13 protein-coding genes are annotated in these 18,771 nt (G+C 35.2%); all 13 read right to left on the reverse strand.

What is annotated here, in order from left to right; all coding sequences use genetic code 11:
• Window position 1: 1 nt before the first annotated feature.
• Complete coding sequence (gene uxaC / locus EZ428_RS08805) at window positions 2–1,402, reverse strand: glucuronate isomerase (protein WP_131552779.1); 1,401 nt, start codon at window positions 1,400–1,402, stop codon at window positions 2–4.
• 77 nt (window positions 1,403–1,479) lie between these two features.
• A complete protein-coding gene (locus EZ428_RS08810; protein WP_131552780.1) occupies window positions 1,480–2,295 on the reverse strand; it encodes an SDR family oxidoreductase in 816 nt (271 codons plus the stop codon).
• 159 nt (window positions 2,296–2,454) lie between these two features.
• A complete protein-coding gene (kduI, locus tag EZ428_RS08815) occupies window positions 2,455–3,285 on the reverse strand; it encodes a 5-dehydro-4-deoxy-D-glucuronate isomerase (RefSeq protein ID WP_131552781.1) in 831 nt (276 codons plus the stop codon).
• A 170-nt stretch (window positions 3,286–3,455) separates the two neighbouring features.
• Window positions 3,456–5,099 (reverse strand): UxaA family hydrolase, encoded by a 1,644-nt coding sequence (locus tag EZ428_RS08820; protein WP_131552782.1) that lies wholly within the window; start codon window positions 5,097–5,099, stop codon window positions 3,456–3,458.
• Between the two features lie 42 nt (window positions 5,100–5,141).
• Complete coding sequence (locus tag EZ428_RS08825; RefSeq protein ID WP_131552783.1) at window positions 5,142–6,641, reverse strand: tagaturonate reductase; 1,500 nt, start codon at window positions 6,639–6,641, stop codon at window positions 5,142–5,144.
• Between the two features lie 209 nt (window positions 6,642–6,850).
• Window positions 6,851–7,888: a pectate lyase gene (pelA, locus tag EZ428_RS08830; protein WP_131552784.1), complete on the reverse strand. Its 1,038-nt coding sequence runs from the start codon at window positions 7,886–7,888 to the stop codon at window positions 6,851–6,853.
• A 136-nt stretch (window positions 7,889–8,024) separates the two neighbouring features.
• Window positions 8,025–9,950, reverse strand: a complete 1,926-nt coding sequence (locus EZ428_RS08835; RefSeq protein ID WP_131552785.1) for a glycoside hydrolase family 88 protein — start codon at window positions 9,948–9,950, stop codon at window positions 8,025–8,027.
• A gap of 1 nt (window position 9,951) precedes the next feature.
• Window positions 9,952–11,628 (reverse strand): glycoside hydrolase family 28 protein, encoded by a 1,677-nt coding sequence (locus tag EZ428_RS08840; protein ID WP_131552786.1) that lies wholly within the window; start codon window positions 11,626–11,628, stop codon window positions 9,952–9,954.
• A gap of 139 nt (window positions 11,629–11,767) precedes the next feature.
• Complete coding sequence (locus EZ428_RS08845) at window positions 11,768–13,384, reverse strand: glycoside hydrolase family 43 protein (RefSeq protein ID WP_131552787.1); 1,617 nt, start codon at window positions 13,382–13,384, stop codon at window positions 11,768–11,770.
• Between the two features lie 78 nt (window positions 13,385–13,462).
• Window positions 13,463–14,473 (reverse strand): pectinesterase family protein, encoded by a 1,011-nt coding sequence (locus EZ428_RS08850; RefSeq protein ID WP_131552788.1) that lies wholly within the window; start codon window positions 14,471–14,473, stop codon window positions 13,463–13,465.
• Between the two features lie 6 nt (window positions 14,474–14,479).
• Window positions 14,480–15,217, reverse strand: coding sequence for a rhamnogalacturonan acetylesterase (locus tag EZ428_RS08855; protein WP_131552789.1), 738 nt, complete (start codon window positions 15,215–15,217; stop codon window positions 14,480–14,482).
• Window positions 15,218–15,389: 172 nt separating this feature from the next.
• Window positions 15,390–16,952 carry a fibronectin type III domain-containing protein gene (locus EZ428_RS08860; RefSeq protein WP_131552790.1) on the reverse strand — a complete coding sequence of 521 codons (1,563 nt, stop codon included), beginning with the start codon at window positions 16,950–16,952 and terminating at the stop codon, window positions 15,390–15,392.
• Between the two features lie 10 nt (window positions 16,953–16,962).
• Window positions 16,963–18,759, reverse strand: a complete 1,797-nt coding sequence (locus EZ428_RS08865; protein ID WP_131552791.1) for a RagB/SusD family nutrient uptake outer membrane protein — start codon at window positions 18,757–18,759, stop codon at window positions 16,963–16,965.
• Window positions 18,760–18,771: the final 12 nt, after the last annotated feature.

Here is an 18,771-nt window from a genome sequence, read left to right on the forward strand (position 1 = left end):
CCTAGAAATTGAAATAAGTTTTAGCATTGTTATAACAGATATTCTGGATAATTTGACCTAGCCATTCTTTATCGTAAGGTAATTCTCCATTTTCTACATCGGTACCGAATAAATCACATAAAATACGTCTAAAATATTCGTGACGAGGATAAGAAAGGAAACTTCTAGAATCGGTTAACATTCCTACAAATTGGCTTAATAAACCTAGGTTAGACAAGGCATTAATTTGGTTAATCATTCCTTGCTTTTGATCTAAAAACCACCAACCAGAACCCCATTGAACTTTTCCAGCAACAGTTCCATCTTGGTAATTACCAATCATTGTTGCAAATAATTCATTATCTGCCGGATTTAAGTTATATAAAATGGTTTTAGCCAATTTATTATTCAAATCCAATTTGTTTAAAAATTTAGATAATGCTTTTCCTTGTGGGAAATCTCCTATAGAATCAAATCCTGTATCTGGGCCCAAAGAAGTTAATAAACGATCGTTATTATTACGAATTGCACCTAAGTGAAATTGTTGAACCCAGCCTTTCTCATGATCCCATAAAGCGAAAGTGAAAAGCATAGCCGATTTGAATTTCAGATTCTCTGCTAAGCTAATCGCTTCGTGTTTTCTAATTTTTAAGAAAATAGCTTTTACTTCTTCATCGGTATAATCTTCAGCATAAATTTGCTCTAAACCATGGTCAGAAACTGATGCTCCGTTTTCAGCAAAATAATCATGGCGAGCTTTTAAAGCTGATAAATAAGTGTCATAATCTGCAATTGCTGTTCCTGTTAGAGCAGCTAATTTATCGATGTAGGTATTTAAACCCGGAACATCATCTGCATTCATCGCTTTATCTGGTCTAAACGCAGGTAAAACAACAACTTCAGCATCACTAGCTGCAATTTGTTGATGGTATTCTAAATTATCCAGAGGGTCATCAGTTGTACATAAAGTTTTTACGTTCATTTTACGTAATAAGCCTTGTACGCTGTATTCCTTGGTTTGTAATTTGGCATTACACTCATCGTATATTTTTTTCGCATTGGCTGAAGATAAAACTTCGTGAATGTCGAAATAACGTTGTAACTCTAAATGTGTCCAGTGATAAAGTGGGTTTCTTAAAGTATAAGGAACGGTTTCTGCCCATTTTTCAAATTTTTCCCAATCAGATGCAGCGCCAGTAATATAATATTCATCAACACCGTTTGAACGCATCGCTCTCCATTTGTAATGGTCGCCATAAAGCCAAACCTGAGTAATGTTCTCAAAGTTTTTGTCTTGTGCAATTTGCTCTGGCATTAAATGATTATGGTAATCAATTACCGGCATTTGTTTTGCAAACTCGTGATACAACGTTTTTGCTGTTTCAGTTTGCAATAAAAAGTTCTCGTCTAAAAAATTTTTCACGTCTTATATTTTTTACCACATAGCCACATAGGAAATTTGTCTATGTTACCTATGTCTCTATGTGGTTAATTTCATTTCTAAACTCCACTAAAAATAGAGAAGCCACCATCTACGCAAATCATTGCACCTGTTACAAACTGAGATGCATCGCTCAATAGCCAAACTAAAGCACCTTTTAATTCATCTGGATCACCGAAACGTTTAAAAGGAGTTTGTTTAATTACCGACTGACCACGAGGTGTAAAACCACCATCTGGTGTAGTTAATAAGTTTCTGTTTTGTTCGGTTAAGAAAAAGCCTGGAGCCAATGCATTCATTCTAATTTTATCGCCATAACGATTAGCTAATTCCACTGCAAACCATTGTGTATAGCAATCTACAGCAGCTTTACCCATATTGTAGCCTAATACCTTGGTTACTGCTTTTTTGGAATTCATTGAAGAAATATTTACAATACTTCCTCTTCCAGTTTCGGCGATGGCTTCTCCAAAAATTTGAGTTGGAATAAGTGTACCCCATAAATTTAGGTCTAACACTTTTTTCATTCCATCCATTTTCATTTTGAAAACGCTTTCTTCTGGTTGCAAAACACCATCTGGCATATTACCACCAGCAGCATTTACTAAACCATCAATTTTACCAAAAGCAGCGATAATTTTTTCTCTGGCAGCAATTAATTCTTCTTCATCCATTGCATCAGCAATTAAGGCAATTGCTTTACCACCATTTTTATTGATTGCGTCTGCTCTTTCATTAGCTATTTCGGCATTTCTACCTAAAATACCAACTGCACCACCTGCTTCTACAATAGCGTTAACAAACGAATTACCTAAAATCCCTGTTCCGCCAGTTACTACGATTACTTTACCTTCTAAAGAAAATGATTGTTCCATCTTTATTATCTTTTTAACCACCAAGACACTAAGAACACAAAGCTGAATTACAATTTTTTTGGTGCTTTAGTGTCTTTGTAGTTTATATGTTTTTACTTCCTTTTTGACCACCAAGCTTAATAATAATTTCTTGGTGCTTTTTGTGTCTTTGTGGTTTACCTACTTAAGTTCTTTTACGCCAAATGTATCCATATCGGCATAGTCAAGGTTTTCACCTGCCATACCCCAAATAAAGCTGTAATTTTTTGTTCCGCTACCAGCGTGAATACTCCAAGTTGGAGATAAAACTGCCTCATGATTAGCTACAATGATGTGACGAGTTTCTTGCGGCTCACCCATATAATGGAAAACTCTATGTTCTTCATCAACATCAAAATAGAAATAAACTTCCATTCTACGGTCGTGTGTATGAGGTGGAATAGTATTCCAAACACTACCAGTAGAAAGAATGGTTAAGCCCATTACCAATTGGCAACTTTGAATTCCATCTTTGTGGATGTAACGAATAATTCTACGTTCGTTAGCAGTTTCTACGCTTCCTAATTGTGCAGAAAAAGCATCAGCATTTTGCAAATAAGTTGTTGGATGTGTTGCGTGTGCTGGAGCCGATAAAATATAAAATACTGCTGGATTGTTAGCATCAGCACTGCTGAAAGATACATCTTTAACACCTTTACCCATATACAAACAATCTAGTTTAGCTAAATTGTATGTTGTACCATCTGCTTCAATTGTTCCAGTACCCCCTACATTAATTACGCCCATCTCTCTTCTTTCTAAAAAGAAATCAGCACGTAAAATATCATAAGTACCTAAAGGTACTATTTCGGTTGTTGGCGTAATTAAACCAGTAACCATTCTATCGTAATGAGCATAAACAAAATTGGCTTTGTTTTTCTCTTTCAATCCGTCTAATAAAAACCTTTCTCTAATTTTCTCAGTTCCGTAGGTTTTAAAATCTTCTGAGTGTACGTGTTGTATAATTTTCATTACTTTTTATTGCTTTTATTGGTTATGAAGCTTGCTATGCAGGTTTCATTGGTTGTTTTTTTATTATTCGTCATTTCTAACCGATAATTTATCGGGAGAAATTTCTTTTGCTCTGTGCATTATCAGACCAGATATCTCCTCGCTGCGCTGCGTTCGATATGACGGTTTAACTATAATGACACCCCTCTTTTCCAAGGAATAAAATCATCTTGATTTAGTAAAACTGATTTAGGGATTATTTCGCCACTGGCAGCTTTAATGCAATATTCTAAAATATCTTCGCCCATTTCTTCAATGGTCTTTTCGCCTTCAATTACAGGCCCTGTGTTGATATCAATGATATCGCCCATTCTTTTAGTTAAAGCGTTGTTTGTAGAAACTTTAATTACCGGACAAACTGGATTTCCTGTTGGCGTACCCAAACCAGTAGTAAATAGAATTAAAGTTGCTCCACTAGCTGCTTTACCAGTGGTAGCCTCTACATCGTTACCAGGTGTACAAACTAAATTTAAACCGTGTTTTGTACTTGGTTCAGTATAATCTAAAACATCTTCTACAGGCGATGTTCCACCTTTTTTAGCTGCGCCATTACTTTTAATGGCGTCAGTAATTAAACCATCTTTGATATTTCCTGGAGATGGGTTCATATGGAACCCAGAACCTGCATTTTCTGCTGCCTGACTGTAAGCACCCATCAAACCAATGAACTTCTTTGCAGCCAATTCATCTTTAGTACGATCAATTAAGTCTTGCTCAGCGCCACATAACTCTGGAAATTCGGCTAACAAAACCGTTGCACCTAAGCCTACTAATAAATCTGAACAATAGCCCACTGCAGGATTTGCAGAAATACCACTAAATCCGTCGCTACCACCACATTTAACACCAACATTCATTTTGCTTAAAGGCGCTGGTTGGCGTTCTATTTTATTAGCTTCAACTAAACCTTCAAAAGTTTTTTTGATAGCCAAGGCTATCATATTTTCTTCGCTTTGCGATTGCTGTTGCTCGAAAATGAAAAGAGGTTTATCGAAATTAGGATTTCTATCTTTTAAATCTTTAGTAAAATCTTGAACTTGTAAATTCTGGCAACCTAAACTTAAGACTGTTACTCCTGCAACATTCGGATGATCTGCATAAGCAGCTAATAATTTACTTAATACGGCAGCATCTTGCCTAATACCACCACACCCACCTTGATGGTTTAAAAACTTGATACCATCTATATTCTTAAATGGCCTATTGTGTCTTACACCTTCAAAAGAAAGTGGTGCATCTAAAGTTGAAATATCAACTCCATTTTGATATGCTTCTACCAATTGGTGGGTATAAGATTTGTATTTTTCAGTTACAGCATAACCTAATTCATTGTGTAAAGCTTCACGAATGACATCTAAATTACGGTTTTCGCAAAAAACAGTTGGAATAAATAACCAGTAATTTGCTGTACCAACTTTGCCATCTGAGCGATGGTAACCATTAAAGGTTCTACCTTCAAATTTCGAAACATCGGGCGCTTGCCAACTGTAATGATAAGGGCGATATTCGTATGGAGCAGCTGCGTGTTTTAAGTTATCTGTATTCATTACAGCCCCAGCTCTAACTGTAAATTGTACTTTACCAACTAAAGTTCCGTACATACTTACTTCATCACCAGCATTCATATCGGTCATATAAAATTTATGCTTCGCATCGATATCATCGACTAAAACATAATCAACACCCTGATAAGTTACTGTTTGACCTGCTTTTAAATCGGTTAAAGCGACAAGTACATTATCTTTTGGATGAATTTTTAAAACCTGTTGTTTCATATTTATTCTACTTTCTTTTTTGAAAGGATTAAGTTAGTTAAATTAATTAGAACTGTTTAACGCTACTAAAGCTTCTGCAATACCATTTTTAGCTATTGCTTCGTGTTTTTCATTTACGGCTTGAGTAAAACCAGGCAATAAGTTTAAATCGGCTTTCCAGAAATCAACATCCGATAGCACGGTTAATGGATAGTTTGAACTATTTGATGATAATGTGTCATTGAAATAGCTTGCACTATCATCAGTAATTAAATAATCAATTCCATTATATGAACCGTAATATTTACCATCTTTTTGGCTTACCACTTTCATGAAAGTTAAATAAGCTGCAAAGCCAAAGGCGATATGTTCTGGAACGCTACTGAATAATTTATAATGATTTAGCAGCAATGGCAAAATGCGGATTTTCATTTTCATTGTATATTGAAAGGTGATATTAATCCACAAATGTTCAATAGAAGGATTTGCAAAACGGTCTTTAACCGTGCTTGCAAAGGATGTAGTTTGTTGCTCAGTAACTTGATAAGGAATTGCTGGGCCAATTTCTGAAGTCATTAAAACCTCTATGTAAGATTTTATTTGTTCATTAGTCATTGCTTTCTTAACGGTATCTATACCCGATAGAAATGCAATACCAGAACTTAAAGTATGTGTACCGTTTAATAAACGAACTTTTAATTCTCTATAAATCTCAATGTCTTCGGCAATAACAACACCGGTATCTACTTTAGCAAAAGACAGTGCTTCTGCCACTTTAGCATCGCCTTCAATTGCCCAAAGACTGTAAGGTTCGCTCATTGAAAGCAAATTATCAGTATAACCTAGTTCATTTTGCAAGCTAGCTAAAGTTGCAGCATCAGGCTTTCCTGGTACAATTCTATCAACTAACGAATTGCAAAATCTATTTTCGTCTTGTAACCATAAAATAAAATCACTTTCTAAGTTGTTAAATCTTGCTAATTCAACTACAATTGAACCTAATTTCTTACCGTTATCAGGTATCAACTCTGTTGCCACGATAACCAAGCCACTATCTACTGCGCCTAAAGCTTTAAACCTTTCGTGTAAAACTGCCAACACTTTAGCAGGGAAAGAAACTGGGGGATTTTGATTGATACTTTCATTAACTAACTGAATACCTACTTCTGTAGTATTAGATACAATAACGGTTAAGTCTTTTGATTTTGCAATTTCAAGAATAGCATTCCAATCATCATTTGCAGAAATAACCCTGCTTATGGCAGACGATATTATGTTTCGTGAAACTAGTTGGCCATTTTCTATACCACGGATACAAAGCGTATATAATGAATCTTGTTCTTCAAATTCTGATGTAGCGCCACTTGTAGATTTTACTACAGCAACCCTACCATTAAAAACCCCTAGTCGGTTTGCTTTATCTATAAAGTAATCTGGTAAACCACGCAGTAGAACACCTGTTCCGAATTGCAATACCTTTTCTGGAAGTTCAAAAGTATTTGCAGATGGCACAATCACATCTTCCTTAGTAATAAGGTTAAGATTTGCTTTAGATAGAATCATTATTGTATATCAAATTTCAAATTAAAATTTGCCGACGAAAGAAATCAAAGCACATTGTCAGCTTTTGGTTATAGCAATTTTACGTATTTTTAGCTATTAAAAACCCTATTTGAAAGCAAATATTTGCGCAATCGTTCCCGAATTCAGTTGCCAGTTTTCAGCTGGCAGTTGGCAACTTGTTACGCTGAAAATTGAAAACTGGAAACTGATTACTGATTAGCTTTTTGCCATTTTGGATAATCTTTAAGAATTAGATTATTCGCCCAAGTACCGTACCATCCATATCCGTTTCTACGTTCGAAACTGATATCAGCTACATTTGATTTAATTGAATTGTCTCTATCTCCAAAAATTGGCTTATTGGTTTGAAAATCATAAAATCTAGCCCAAATTATTGAAGTTTCATCTGGAATTAAACCAGTATCTTTTCCATCGGGAAATTTAGCGAATTTATAGCCTGTTATTTTTGAAGCATCAAACCAAGCTACCGCATTTGTTATTGCATTTTTAACAGCTGGTGATGGATTTTTTAAACGTATTAAAAACTTTACTATACCGGCAGATTCTGATGTACTTAAGGAAGCTGGTTCAAAATTTCTAGCTTTTGCAGGTTTTAAAGTGTTTTGATCATATTGTGCTGCCCAAATGGTTAATTTCCCATTTTGGGTAATTTGAGTTTTTAAGATACAGTCTAGGCCTCTTTTCACAGCATCTTCTGCTTTAGAAAAATATGCTTTATTCACTACATCGAAATCGTTTGCTTGGGTAACAATGTTTAACATGATATTTAACACATTAATCATAGCATCATCATTATAGGTAATTTCGGCCCTATAGCTACTGTTATCAGGATAATATTGTGGCCAACCCCCATTTGCATACTGCGCTTTAAAAAGATAATCTATACCTTTTTCTGCTGCAACTAAATAAGCTTTGTTTTGAGTGGTTTTATATGCCTTTACTAATGCATTAATTTCTCTAGTTGTTGCCTTATTATCAATTGTGGCATGCATATAGTCAGTTGCTTTAATTTTAGCTAATAATGCATCTGTTAATGGCAATTCATATTTAACTACAACACCACCTACTAATTGCTTTGGCCAAGCCCCATTGCTCAACTGATATACTAACATCTTTTCCGCTAATTCATCGGTTTTTTGAGCCGTTTGCGTAGCTTGTTGAGCAGATGCACAAGAGTACAAACTCAAGCAAATTAACGATAGAAATATTTTAGTTATGTTTTTCATAATTTAATTTTAGGCATTAAGAAACCTTCGAGATCCTTTTTTTAACCGCACCTGCTGGCAGGCAGTGCAAAGAATATGGCATTCAAGCTTTCATATCTTCCGGACTTTCGGTCTTAATAACTTTCTGACTTCTTTACTATTTTACTTGTTTTGTTAACCAATTCACTAAATCATTTGCAGCTTTAAAGTTGTCATAAGTAGCTGGTAATTTTCTTGCATCTACATATTCGTTGTACAACCAAGGATCTCCGATTACAAACACGGTGCCTTTACCATATTTAGCTACAGCAATTACATTGTCTCCGTCTTTATCTTTTAATATTGGTCTTGCGCTACCAGAAAGCTTTAAACTGCTATATTCTTTAATAAAAAGATCTTTTGTGTTTTTAAAGATTTCATTTCCTGCAGGCACAACTACTTTAGCTGTTTCAAATACTCCTGCAACAGGCACTTTCCCTTTGGTTTCTCCATTAAAATGAAAACCAAATTTGTTAGCCAATTTGTTAAAATGTTCTAATTCTACATTTGGACCATCATTACCTAATAACACTAAAACACCCCCAGTATTTACCCAATTTGCAACATTTGCGATGTCTTTTTCTTGAACATAATTAGGTTTCGTCGACTCTTTTTCACTATCAGGGTCTACAATAATATAGATTGAAGCACCTTTCAGATTTTCAACAGTAGGCGCCTGATATAATGTTTTGTTTTTAAATCCAGATCTTTCAAAGATCTCTCCAAGCAATGAGAAGCCATTATTATCACGAGCATCCCATTTGTAGTGCCAAATTTGATCGTTACCACTTTGATCCTTTTTAACTTCATTATTAAAATAAGAATCGAGTATTACGGTTTTGCCTGATCCTGGTTTTGGTAATGCAGCAATTTCCATTTCATTAGCTGCGCATAAAAATGCTCCAACACCTTTTGCATCGTTAGTAATTACTTTTTCGCTCATGTAATAAGCATAACTACCATCACGATAAGGTTTTCCGCCTAAGCCAGAAACAGCTACAGTTCCCTTCAAATTAACTTTATCTGTTCCTACCCTCTCGATAAATTCTTTTTGAATTCCTTTATAACCTTTATCTGCAACTGCGAAATAAGATTTTGGCAACCATCCCATTCTAACTGCTTTGGCATAGGTGTAAACAAACATACTTGAAGCAGACGATTCGAAGTAATTGCCCTTTCCTTGTGGTTTATCTAAAATATCATACCATAAACCAGACTTAACATCTTGAACTTTTTGAGTTGCCACTGCAAAGCGATTTAAAATAGCCAATAATGCTGCTCTTTTTGGATGTTTTTGAGGAAAATTATCTAACACATCTACTAAAGCCATTCCGTACCAACCCATTGCTCTTGCCCAAAAATTAGGTGATTTACCAGTAGTTTTATTGGCCCATTGTTGGGTTTTAGATTCGTCCCAACCGTGATATAACAAACCAGTTTTTGCATCTCTTGAGTTTTTCTCCATCCAAATAAATTGATTGGCGATATCATCAAATGCTTTTTCATCTTTAATTAACGTTGCATATTCTGCGTAAAATGGCTCACCCATATACAATCCATCTAACCACATTTGGTTTGGATAGATTTTTTTATGCCAAAAACCACCTTCCTTTGTTCTTGGTTGTTGTTTTAACTGCTCCCACAATACAGTTGCTGCTTTAAAATATTTTGCCTGACCAGTTACTTTGTATAACGTTAATAAAGTACGGCCATTTTTTACATTGTCTATATTATGGTCTTCTTGTTTGTACATTTTGATGTCGCCATCCTTAGTCACGTACGCATCCATACAAGCTTGCATGTATTTAAAATATTCATTGTTAACCGTTCTTTTCCAAACGCCATCAATGCCTTCTAAAATCACGCCTTGATCATAAGACCACTTTACTGGTCTAAAATTATTAGAACTTGCATTAGCCGAATCCTTAGACAAGGCCAGCACTTGGTCGGCCATTTGTTGAGATAAAGGTTTTACTTGGGCACCTACCTTAAAAGTTAAGCTTGTTAAAGCTACAAGTGCAAAATATTTAAAGGTTCTGTTCATGTTATTTATTAATCTGTAAAGTTTTTTCATCAGCACCAGCTAAAAATTCGGTTTTAGATTTTGCTTTTGTAGCATCTAATCCAGAGGTTTTAATGGCGCTATTTCTATCTCCTGCGATACGAAAAAGCAATTGGGCTGCATTATAATTTATATTCTTAAAGTTGATTACATTTCCATTTTGTATGTTAATTAATGGATTAGAATTGGCAACAATCAAATTCACATTATTTAAACTTACATTTTTTGCCTCTTGAATATCTATACCTTCATTTGCTGCGATATTTAGATTATCTAATGTAATGTTACTGATGCTTAGTTCAGGTAAGCCTCTAATAAATACCGCTTTCGATGCACCATCACAAACCACATCAGTAATATGAAAATCTCTAAAAATGGGCGTCTCTTCGGTTACAGGTAATAACTCAACTTTTGGAGCATCCCTTTTTTCACCTTTTAGCGGAACAGGATCTACCGCAGCATAATACATATCAAACAAAATAGCTTCGCCGACAATATCTTTCATGTTGATGTTTTTAACAAAGATTTTCTCTACCACGCCACCTCTGCCACGAGTTGTCTTAAAACGAAGACCAATATCAGTTCCAATAAACGAGCAATCAGAAACAAAAATATTTTTAGCACCACCAGACATTTCACTGCCAATTACAAATCCGCCATGTGCATGATAAACTGTGCTATTGCGAATAATTACATTTTCTGTTGGCATTCCGCGTTTTCTACCTGCAGCATCACGACCAGATTTAATGCAAATTCCATCGTCACCTACATCAAAAGTACTACCTTCAATTAATACATTTTTACAAGATTCAAGATCAATACCATCTCCATTTTGAGCGTACCATGGGTTTTTAACATAAACATTTCTTACGGTTAAATCTTCACACATTAGTGGATGTAAATTCCAAGCTGGGGAATTTTGAAAAGTAACACCTTCTAACAAAATCGTCTTACATGATGTAAAAACCAATAAATTTGGTCTTAAAAAAGTTTTAATGCTATTGTAAAATTCTGGAGTTTTATCTGGAGTAATTTCTCCAGCATTTTTCATTTTTGTAGCTTTAAAGAAGGCTTCAGAAGGGTACCAGCTTTTTTTATCATCACTTAACACACCACCTGATGCTATTAATTTAGACCATTGGCTTTCGGTTAACTTATCTTTCTTAACCATTCGCCAAACTTCACCAGCACCATCTATAATGCCAAAACCGGTTATGGCAATATTGGTTTGGTTTGTAGACCATAAAGGCGATTGGTTACGCATTTGCGGTAAACCTTCCCAATTGCTGGCAACTAATGGGTATTGATTAAAATCTTTAGTAAACTGGAGGATTGCATTTTTTTGCAAATGCAAATTTACATTGCTTTTTAACTCGATTGGTCCAGTTAGCCACATTCCTTTTGGCACAAGAACAACGCCTCCACCTTTTTTATTACAAGCTATAATTGCATCATTTATTGCCTTGCTATTTAAAGTAATACCATCGTTCTTAGCCCCGTATTTTATGATGTTAAAAGTATCTGCTTTAAAAGATGTTTTCGCTATTACTGGAAGATTACTAAAAGAATAGGCTGCTTTTTGCTTATTCATTTGGGCAAGAGCAGTTAATGAAGTAATAAAAAGAGTTGTAGTAAATATAGTTGATACTATTTTTCTCATTCGGGTATACAGTTTATATTGGTAATTATTAATAACAAGTCTACAGAGTTTAAAGGAGTAATGAAACAAAAACAGACAAAATAACTGTGCAATCGTTGTCAGTCGTTAGCTTTTAATTATCAGTTTTAGCAGTTTTCTATTACAATTCTATTCTAAACCAATCAAAATCTGCATAACCTGCATCATTGGTTTGTTGTTCTCTAACGCAAAAGAGCCCCACTTTAGCACCTATCCATTTTCCTGGCTCAGCCTGAAAAACATCATTCACTTTTGTAAATTTATCTCCATCTAAGCTGTAGCTAAATTGGCATTTTGCGTCTTCAATTACCGTTACGCTTAAGTAAATAGTATTAGAACTTAATTTGATCAATGTTTCTTCTTTTTCGGCTTTACCTTTATCTGCAGTTTTACAAGTGGTATAAACTAAGTAATTTCCGTCTTTTTTGCTCTTAACAGCGATGTTGGCATAACTTAAACCAGCTATGATGAGACCGGCTTTTTCGTTCTCTAACTTTGGGTTTGGTATAAGTGTTAGTTTAGTAACTGTTGTAAATTTTTCTGTCGGGAATTTTTGTAAAAGCAAGTTTGGCACTTCCCAATAATTTTTAGCACTATCTGGCATTTTTACAGAATACAGTCTTAACATTCCTTTGGCAGGGTTTAAAAATGACCAAGTAGCCGATGGATTCGCTTGCCATTGCCATTGTAACCCTAAATTCGTTCCGTTAAACTCATCGCTTTCTGCAGGGGTTGTAATCACTACCGGTTTTAATATGGATGGCTTTTTATAAACCAAAACTGGTTCTCCAATTCCATCGCCGTCTACATCTGTTCCAATTACTGGCCAATTATTAACCCACTTCATTGGCTGTAAATGAACTACCCTTCCATATGCATTTTTATCTTGAAAGTGTAAAAACCAATCTTCACCCGATGGCGTATTAACCCAAGCACCTTGATGTGGACCATTTATTGGAGATTTTCCTTGATCCATTGCAACTTTTCGCTCGTAAGGTCCGTATACATTTTTAGAACGAAGTATAGTTTGCCAACCTGTTGATACACCGCCACCTGGAGCAAAAATGTAATAATACCCATTTCTTTTATAAAATTTCGGTCCTTCTATTGTTGGATCTAACTCGTGGCCATCATAAACTAATTTACCTTCATCAATTACTTTATCACCTGTGGCATTCATCTTTTTTACTACGATAATACTTTTAATTCCAGCTCTGCTGCCTGCATAAGCGTGGGCTAGGTATACCTTTCCGTCTTCATCCCAAAGTGGACAAGGGTCAATTAAGCCTTTCCCTCCTTCTACTAACACCGGCTCAGTCCATGGACCTGCAGGATTTTTGGCTTTCGTTAAATAAATACCAAAATCTGGGTCTGGATAGTAGATGTAAAATTCTCCATTGCGAAAACGAATAGCAGGGGCCCAAACTCCGTTTCCATGTTGCGTTTTGGAAAAATGATCAAAAGGTGGTTGTCTTTTTAAGGCATGGCCGATGATTGTCCAATTTACTAAATCTTTTGAATGAAGAATTGGTAAGCCGGGAATGGCGTCAAAACTCGAAGAAACCAAATAAAAATCATCTCCAACTCTAACTGCATCCGGATCTGAATAATCAGCATCAATTACTGGATTTTTATACTTTCCATTACCTAAATCTGGCACCCAAACTTTAGAAATATCTTTTTGAGCAAAGGCTGAAATGGAAAGGAAAGCGAAAAATGTAAGGATTGATAATTTCATAATGTATCTGTGGTTATTCTTTTTGTATTGATTGCTATGCGTTGTCCAAAACGAACAACGATAAACGAAAGGATTGATTTACTCTCTAGGACTCCAACCATTGAAAATCTTATCTAGCGTATATTCTTTTGCTATTGCATCATCTAATTGATGTGACCAAGACACTCGAGATTTTGCATTGGCACCAGGCCCAGTACTTTTATACTCTGCGTAAAATGCAGTTTTCTCATTGCTTTCTTTGCCCCAATTATTCCAGCCTTCTGCCTTAATTATTTTACCCAAATCACAATTAATGAAAACTGCTTTTGCATAAGGTCGCCAAGGTCTACCTAAAAAAAAGGAATTAGCTGGAGCATCGCCTGTGATTTTGCTATTGATAAAAACGTAGCCATATTTTGAGGTATCTGGAGATGAAGAAGCAGTAACATATCCTGCTTTTTTACAAAAAATCTCACATTCTTCGAAAACAGCAGTGGATGCCCCAAAAATGAAATCGACTGTTCCTTCAATATAACATTTGTAGTAATATTGGCGACTGCCATAACCGTAAGTATATAAGGTATCTTGAAAACCTAACATTCTACAATTTGTAAATTTGGCTTTATCACCTGCCACAAACAAAGCAACTGCCTGACCAACCGGTCCTGCCGTATTTTGGAATGTGATGTTTTCCGCAGAAAAACCTTCTCCATAAATAAAAAAACTTGATGAACCAGAAGTCCCTTTTTCTTCTCCAAAAGCATTTTTCCGTTGTGCCCAATCATCATAAGTTAAAATAGTCTTCTCAACGCTTTCGCCTATCATTTTAACCAGTTTCTTTGAGGCAGAAAGATTTAATTTTTCTTTATATGTTCCATTTTTAATGAAAATTGTTGTTGGTGTTTTTCTAAAGTCTGGAACAGCATTGATTGCCTCTTGAACAGTTTTAAAATTTCCGCTACCATCGGTGGCTACTACGAAATCGTATTGAGTATTGAGTATAACGTATGGAGATTCGAGATGTGGAATATGAGAGCTGAGAGTCTTTGAATTGGCAAAACCGACATTCAACAATATAACAATCCAACAATAAAACAATCCTCTTTTCATTAGTAGTTATTTCTTAAGTAGATGTTTAGCTAAACTAGTTTTTGTCTCTTTAACTCCGGCCGCAACCAAACCAGCAAAAGCTTTTGCACCTTCCACATTTAAATGTGTGTTATCTTTTAATCCCTTTGGGTAGTTAACGTGCCCAGAATCTAAGTGAAGGAACAACTTTTTAGAGGACTCGTCACCTAAAGATTTAACCAACTTCTCGGTCTTACGTTGCATATCAATTAGTGGGATTCGTAGCGAATCAGCCAGCTTTCTAACAACATCAGGATAACCTTTATGTGTGTCGGTTAAAACGCCATTTATAAAATTACGACGAACAATTGGTGTCAATAAAATTGGATGTGCTTTTTTAGCCTGAGTTTCTTGAACATACTTTATCAAGTTAACTTTAAACTCTCCTAAGGAAGTTCCCACCTTTGGGTTTTCAATTTTCTCATCATTATGACCAAACTCAATCAATACAAAATCACCTTCTTTTAAAGTTGTCAGTATATTCTCCCATCTTTTTTCATTAATGAATGATTTGGTACTTCTTCCATTTAAGGCTCTATTATCAACTTTTACTTCCTCATTAAAAAACGATTGAAGTTCCATTCCCCATCCAGTTTCTGGAAATTTATCTTTTGCTTTATTCGCTGCTGTAGAATCGCCGATGATATAAAGTGTAATGGGTTCATTTTTTATGAAGGTAAATGACGTTAGGATAATTCCTAATCCGATCAAAAGGTCTTTATACATGCTATAATTGGTTTTTTTAAAAAGTCAAACTGTTTTTTGAGTTCTTAGAGAAGCAAATTACTCAACTTTTATAGCATTTATGATAATTAATTATGCAAACGTTGCCGACTGTTATTACAAAAAAAGGGCAGAATAAATCCTGCCCCTTTTATAGATAAACCAATTTAAACTTTTACCTCCATCTTGGGTCACCTATTCCATTTGTTTTTAGTGTATTCTCGCTAATGGTAAAATTACCTGTCGCAGGAGCGGTAAAACCAGGATTTAAAGTAGTTGAAGTTCCTGTATCATATTTAGCACCCGATGTAGCACTTCCGGCTAAATAAGTTGGTGCATTAAAATAGTTATTTCCGGTAAAATTAGCAGCCACAATAATAGTTGATGCTTGGTTTGTTAAAATACCACCAGAGTTTGCTACTATATTTTTAGAGAAAAATATTTGTTGATTCGCTAAACGAACATACAATAACCTATTTGCGGCACCAGTACACATTCCATTTAATGTATTGGTAGCAATGGTAATAACTGATGTTATTGTAGGGAAGTTGGTTGAACCAGCAGGATCCATTCTAAAGAAATCTCTTGCTAAAGCTGAATTATAAACTGTATTATTAGAGAAATTTACAGTTTTAGCTAAGCCAGCTCTAAAATCAATAAAATCTCCTCCATTACATTCGATATTACTAATGATATTACCTTTTATTGTTACTGATTCAATAAGTGCCTTAACATTTACGTACATTAATCCTTTTACATAATTTTTGATTATGCAATTTTCAATAGAAAGATTGCCATAAGCATTATCAGAAGCTTCATCATAAATAACAGCTTGATTACCATTTAATGATCCTGTTCCATCAATATCCAAATCTTTTAGCGCCAAACCAGCATTAGCTTTTAATCTAATGATCATACCTTTAATCATTGGTTTATCAGTTGGTTTAGCCCCTTTTATCGATATTGATTTAGTTGCTGTTATATCTGCATTAATGTTATAAGTTCCAGGAAATAATGCAAACACATCTCCTGCATTAGCATTAGCAATTAAAGTAGCAAAGTTATCTGTTGGATAAACTGGAATTGCGCCACCTAAATCAAGTAAAGTGGTAAAGGTAATTGTCCCTCTAACTTTAGTTCCATTAAGTAGTTTTGCAGTATATAAAGTTTCTCCGGTTAACCCTGTAACAATAGCCTCGCCTGCTGCTATTTCTGCGGCAGTAACTGCTCTGGTAATATTACCCGGCGACAATGTAATCGTAGTAGCAGTTTGTCCAGCCGGCCAGTTTAGTGCTACTGAATTTGAGGTTAATTTAGCTGCATTTATGGCCTGTAAAATTTGTTCAGGATCAGTCTTGGCAGTAGCGGTTACCCATTTAGAATCAACTATTCCATCACCAACTCCTTTAACTCTAATTGAATATTGGGTATCCCCGGCTAGGCCAGTTACCGTATACGGCACTTGTGTAAATGTGATATTTGGAATAGTTTTAACCGCTGTTCCTGAGAAATCTGCATTTTCAAATACTTCAATAGTGTAGGTTTTGGCATTATTTACTGCTTTCCATGTTAATAGAACGTTTGTTTTATTAACTACATTAGCAGTTAAACCAGTTGGTGAAAATGTTCTATCAACTTCTAACTTGGTAATTTCATCCATCATATCATCTTTACAACCTGAAAACCCTATTAAAGTCATCAGGAAAAAAATGCTGATATATATTTTGTTCTTTTTCATAACCTAATTATTATAAGTTTAAAGGTTTATTATTTAGCATCCCGTTGGAAGCATCTAAAAAAACTTGCCATATAGGCCAGTATTGTTGCAAATTTGGTTGTTTTACGAATAAAGCATCCCAATATTTTATCGGATCTGCAGCAGTACCCAAAGCCCAAGTTTTGTTAGCTGTATAACCACCAGCCGCACCAATAGCATCAATATCACCAAAGTTTAAACCATAAATTTCTACAGTTTCTCCGTTTGCCAAAGTTTTATAATAGATTTTAGCCGGAAGGTTTGCATACTTTCCTGTCCTGCTTTCTAATTGTTGCAATTTGGTTTTAGCTTCAGTCAATTTGGCATCTAATAAATTCCAGCGAATTAAATCTCCCTTCCTTAACATTTCACCAGTAAACTCTAACGCTCTCTCATTTACTACCGCATCAAAAAACGCTGTTTTGGAAGCTGTTGCTGTACTCATGAATGCAGTAACTTTTGCAGGAGCGGTTGGGTAAGCCCTATCACGAATCATTTTTAAATATGGAGCTGCTGCTGCTGGGCCATCAATATCATTAACAGCTTCTGCTGCCATTAAAATCACATCGGCATAACGCATGTACATCCAGTTTAAACCATCATCATTTGTAGCGGTAACTCTTCGTTTCATCCACTCATAACGATACTTACCAAAATATAAAGCGCTTAATGATGATGGAACCTGAATGGCACCTTTAGTACCATCGCCACCATCCCATCCATAAGGGACAATACTTACATCTCTACGTACATCTTCTTTCTCGTACTCGTATAACATAATTGGATTAGGACCATTTGTACCCCCTTTATTTTGACCAGTATATTGATCTGTCTTTGAATGTTTTACGCCTAAATCAAAGATTACTCTACCTCTACCTTCACTAAATGGAATTTCCCACATCGATTCTAAACCTGCAGCACCAACTTCTTCATTTAATTTTCTGAAGACTTCTTCATATCCTAGCAACCTTAATTTACCACTAGCAATAATCTCTAAACACTCTTTTTTAGCAATTGCATACATTTTATCGTGAGACAATTCTGGATCTGCGCTTAATTTTACAGTACCATCTAAACGTTGTGCAAAACCACCAGCAGCTAGGGCCAAACGAGCTCTTAACCCTTTAGCAAATGCTTTATTTACTTTTTCAACACTGTTAGTACTTGCATTTTCATTTGGCCATGGCAAGTAACCAGCTGCTTCATTTAAATCAGCCAATAATTGTTTATAAATAACATCCCTATCACTTCTCGGCAAATAGCTAGTTTCGCTAGTAATTGGTTCAAATCTAGCTGGCACATCACCCCAACCTTTAATTAAATCATTGTATATAACTGCTCTTAAAGTTAATATTTGCCCTAAAATTTGTGCCATTTGAGGGTTACTTTCTATTTTGCCATAAGTTCTAATTCCTCGTATGGCTAAATTTGCCCTTTCTATTCCTTCGTAGAATTTAGCCCAAGCATTATCTAGCGTATTCATTTGGCTATTATTTACATTGGTATTATTGTTACTCAATCTTGCTTTATCATCGCCTGTTGCTTTTAGTGAATTGTATACTTCGGTATCATTATTAACACCGTAATAAACCAAAAAGCGACCTCTATACGAGTTAGTTTCTCCAAACGATTGTAAAATCCCTGCAACTGCTCCTTCAGATAAACTTGGTGTAGAGAATATAACAGACTCATCCAAAGTAGACTTTGCTGGTGCATCCAAAGCATTTTTACAACTACTTATTGCTGCAAATCCTGCAAAAACAAATAGTATATATATTATCTTTTTCATATTATTTATTTA

This window comes from Pedobacter frigiditerrae (genome assembly GCF_004331645.1).
GTDB lineage: Bacteria > Bacteroidota > Bacteroidia > Sphingobacteriales > Sphingobacteriaceae > Pedobacter > Pedobacter frigiditerrae.

Bases quoted from the DNA above. Each gene is read 5' to 3' on its own strand.
- EZ428_RS08810 (WP_131552780.1), bottom strand. From the start codon at position 2,295: ATGGAACAATCATTTTCTTTAGAAGGTAAAGTAATCGTAGTAACTGGC.
- kduI (WP_131552781.1), bottom strand. From the start codon at position 3,285: ATGAAAATTATACAACACGTACACTCAGAAGATTTTAAAACCTACGGA.
- EZ428_RS08820 (WP_131552782.1), bottom strand. From the start codon at position 5,099: ATGAAACAACAGGTTTTAAAAATTCATCCAAAAGATAATGTACTTGTC.
- EZ428_RS08825 (WP_131552783.1), bottom strand. From the start codon at position 6,641: ATGATTCTATCTAAAGCAAATCTTAACCTTATTACTAAGGAAGATGTG.
- pelA (WP_131552784.1), bottom strand. From the start codon at position 7,888: ATGAAAAACATAACTAAAATATTTCTATCGTTAATTTGCTTGAGTTTG.
- EZ428_RS08835 (WP_131552785.1), bottom strand. From the start codon at position 9,950: ATGAACAGAACCTTTAAATATTTTGCACTTGTAGCTTTAACAAGCTTA.
- EZ428_RS08840 (WP_131552786.1), bottom strand. From the start codon at position 11,628: ATGAGAAAAATAGTATCAACTATATTTACTACAACTCTTTTTATTACT.
- EZ428_RS08845 (WP_131552787.1), bottom strand. From the start codon at position 13,384: ATGAAATTATCAATCCTTACATTTTTCGCTTTCCTTTCCATTTCAGCC.
- EZ428_RS08850 (WP_131552788.1), bottom strand. From the start codon at position 14,473: ATGAAAAGAGGATTGTTTTATTGTTGGATTGTTATATTGTTGAATGTC.
- EZ428_RS08855 (WP_131552789.1), bottom strand. From the start codon at position 15,217: ATGTATAAAGACCTTTTGATCGGATTAGGAATTATCCTAACGTCATTT.
- EZ428_RS08860 (WP_131552790.1), bottom strand. From the start codon at position 16,952: ATGAAAAAGAACAAAATATATATCAGCATTTTTTTCCTGATGACTTTA.
- EZ428_RS08865 (WP_131552791.1), bottom strand. From the start codon at position 18,759: ATGAAAAAGATAATATATATACTATTTGTTTTTGCAGGATTTGCAGCA.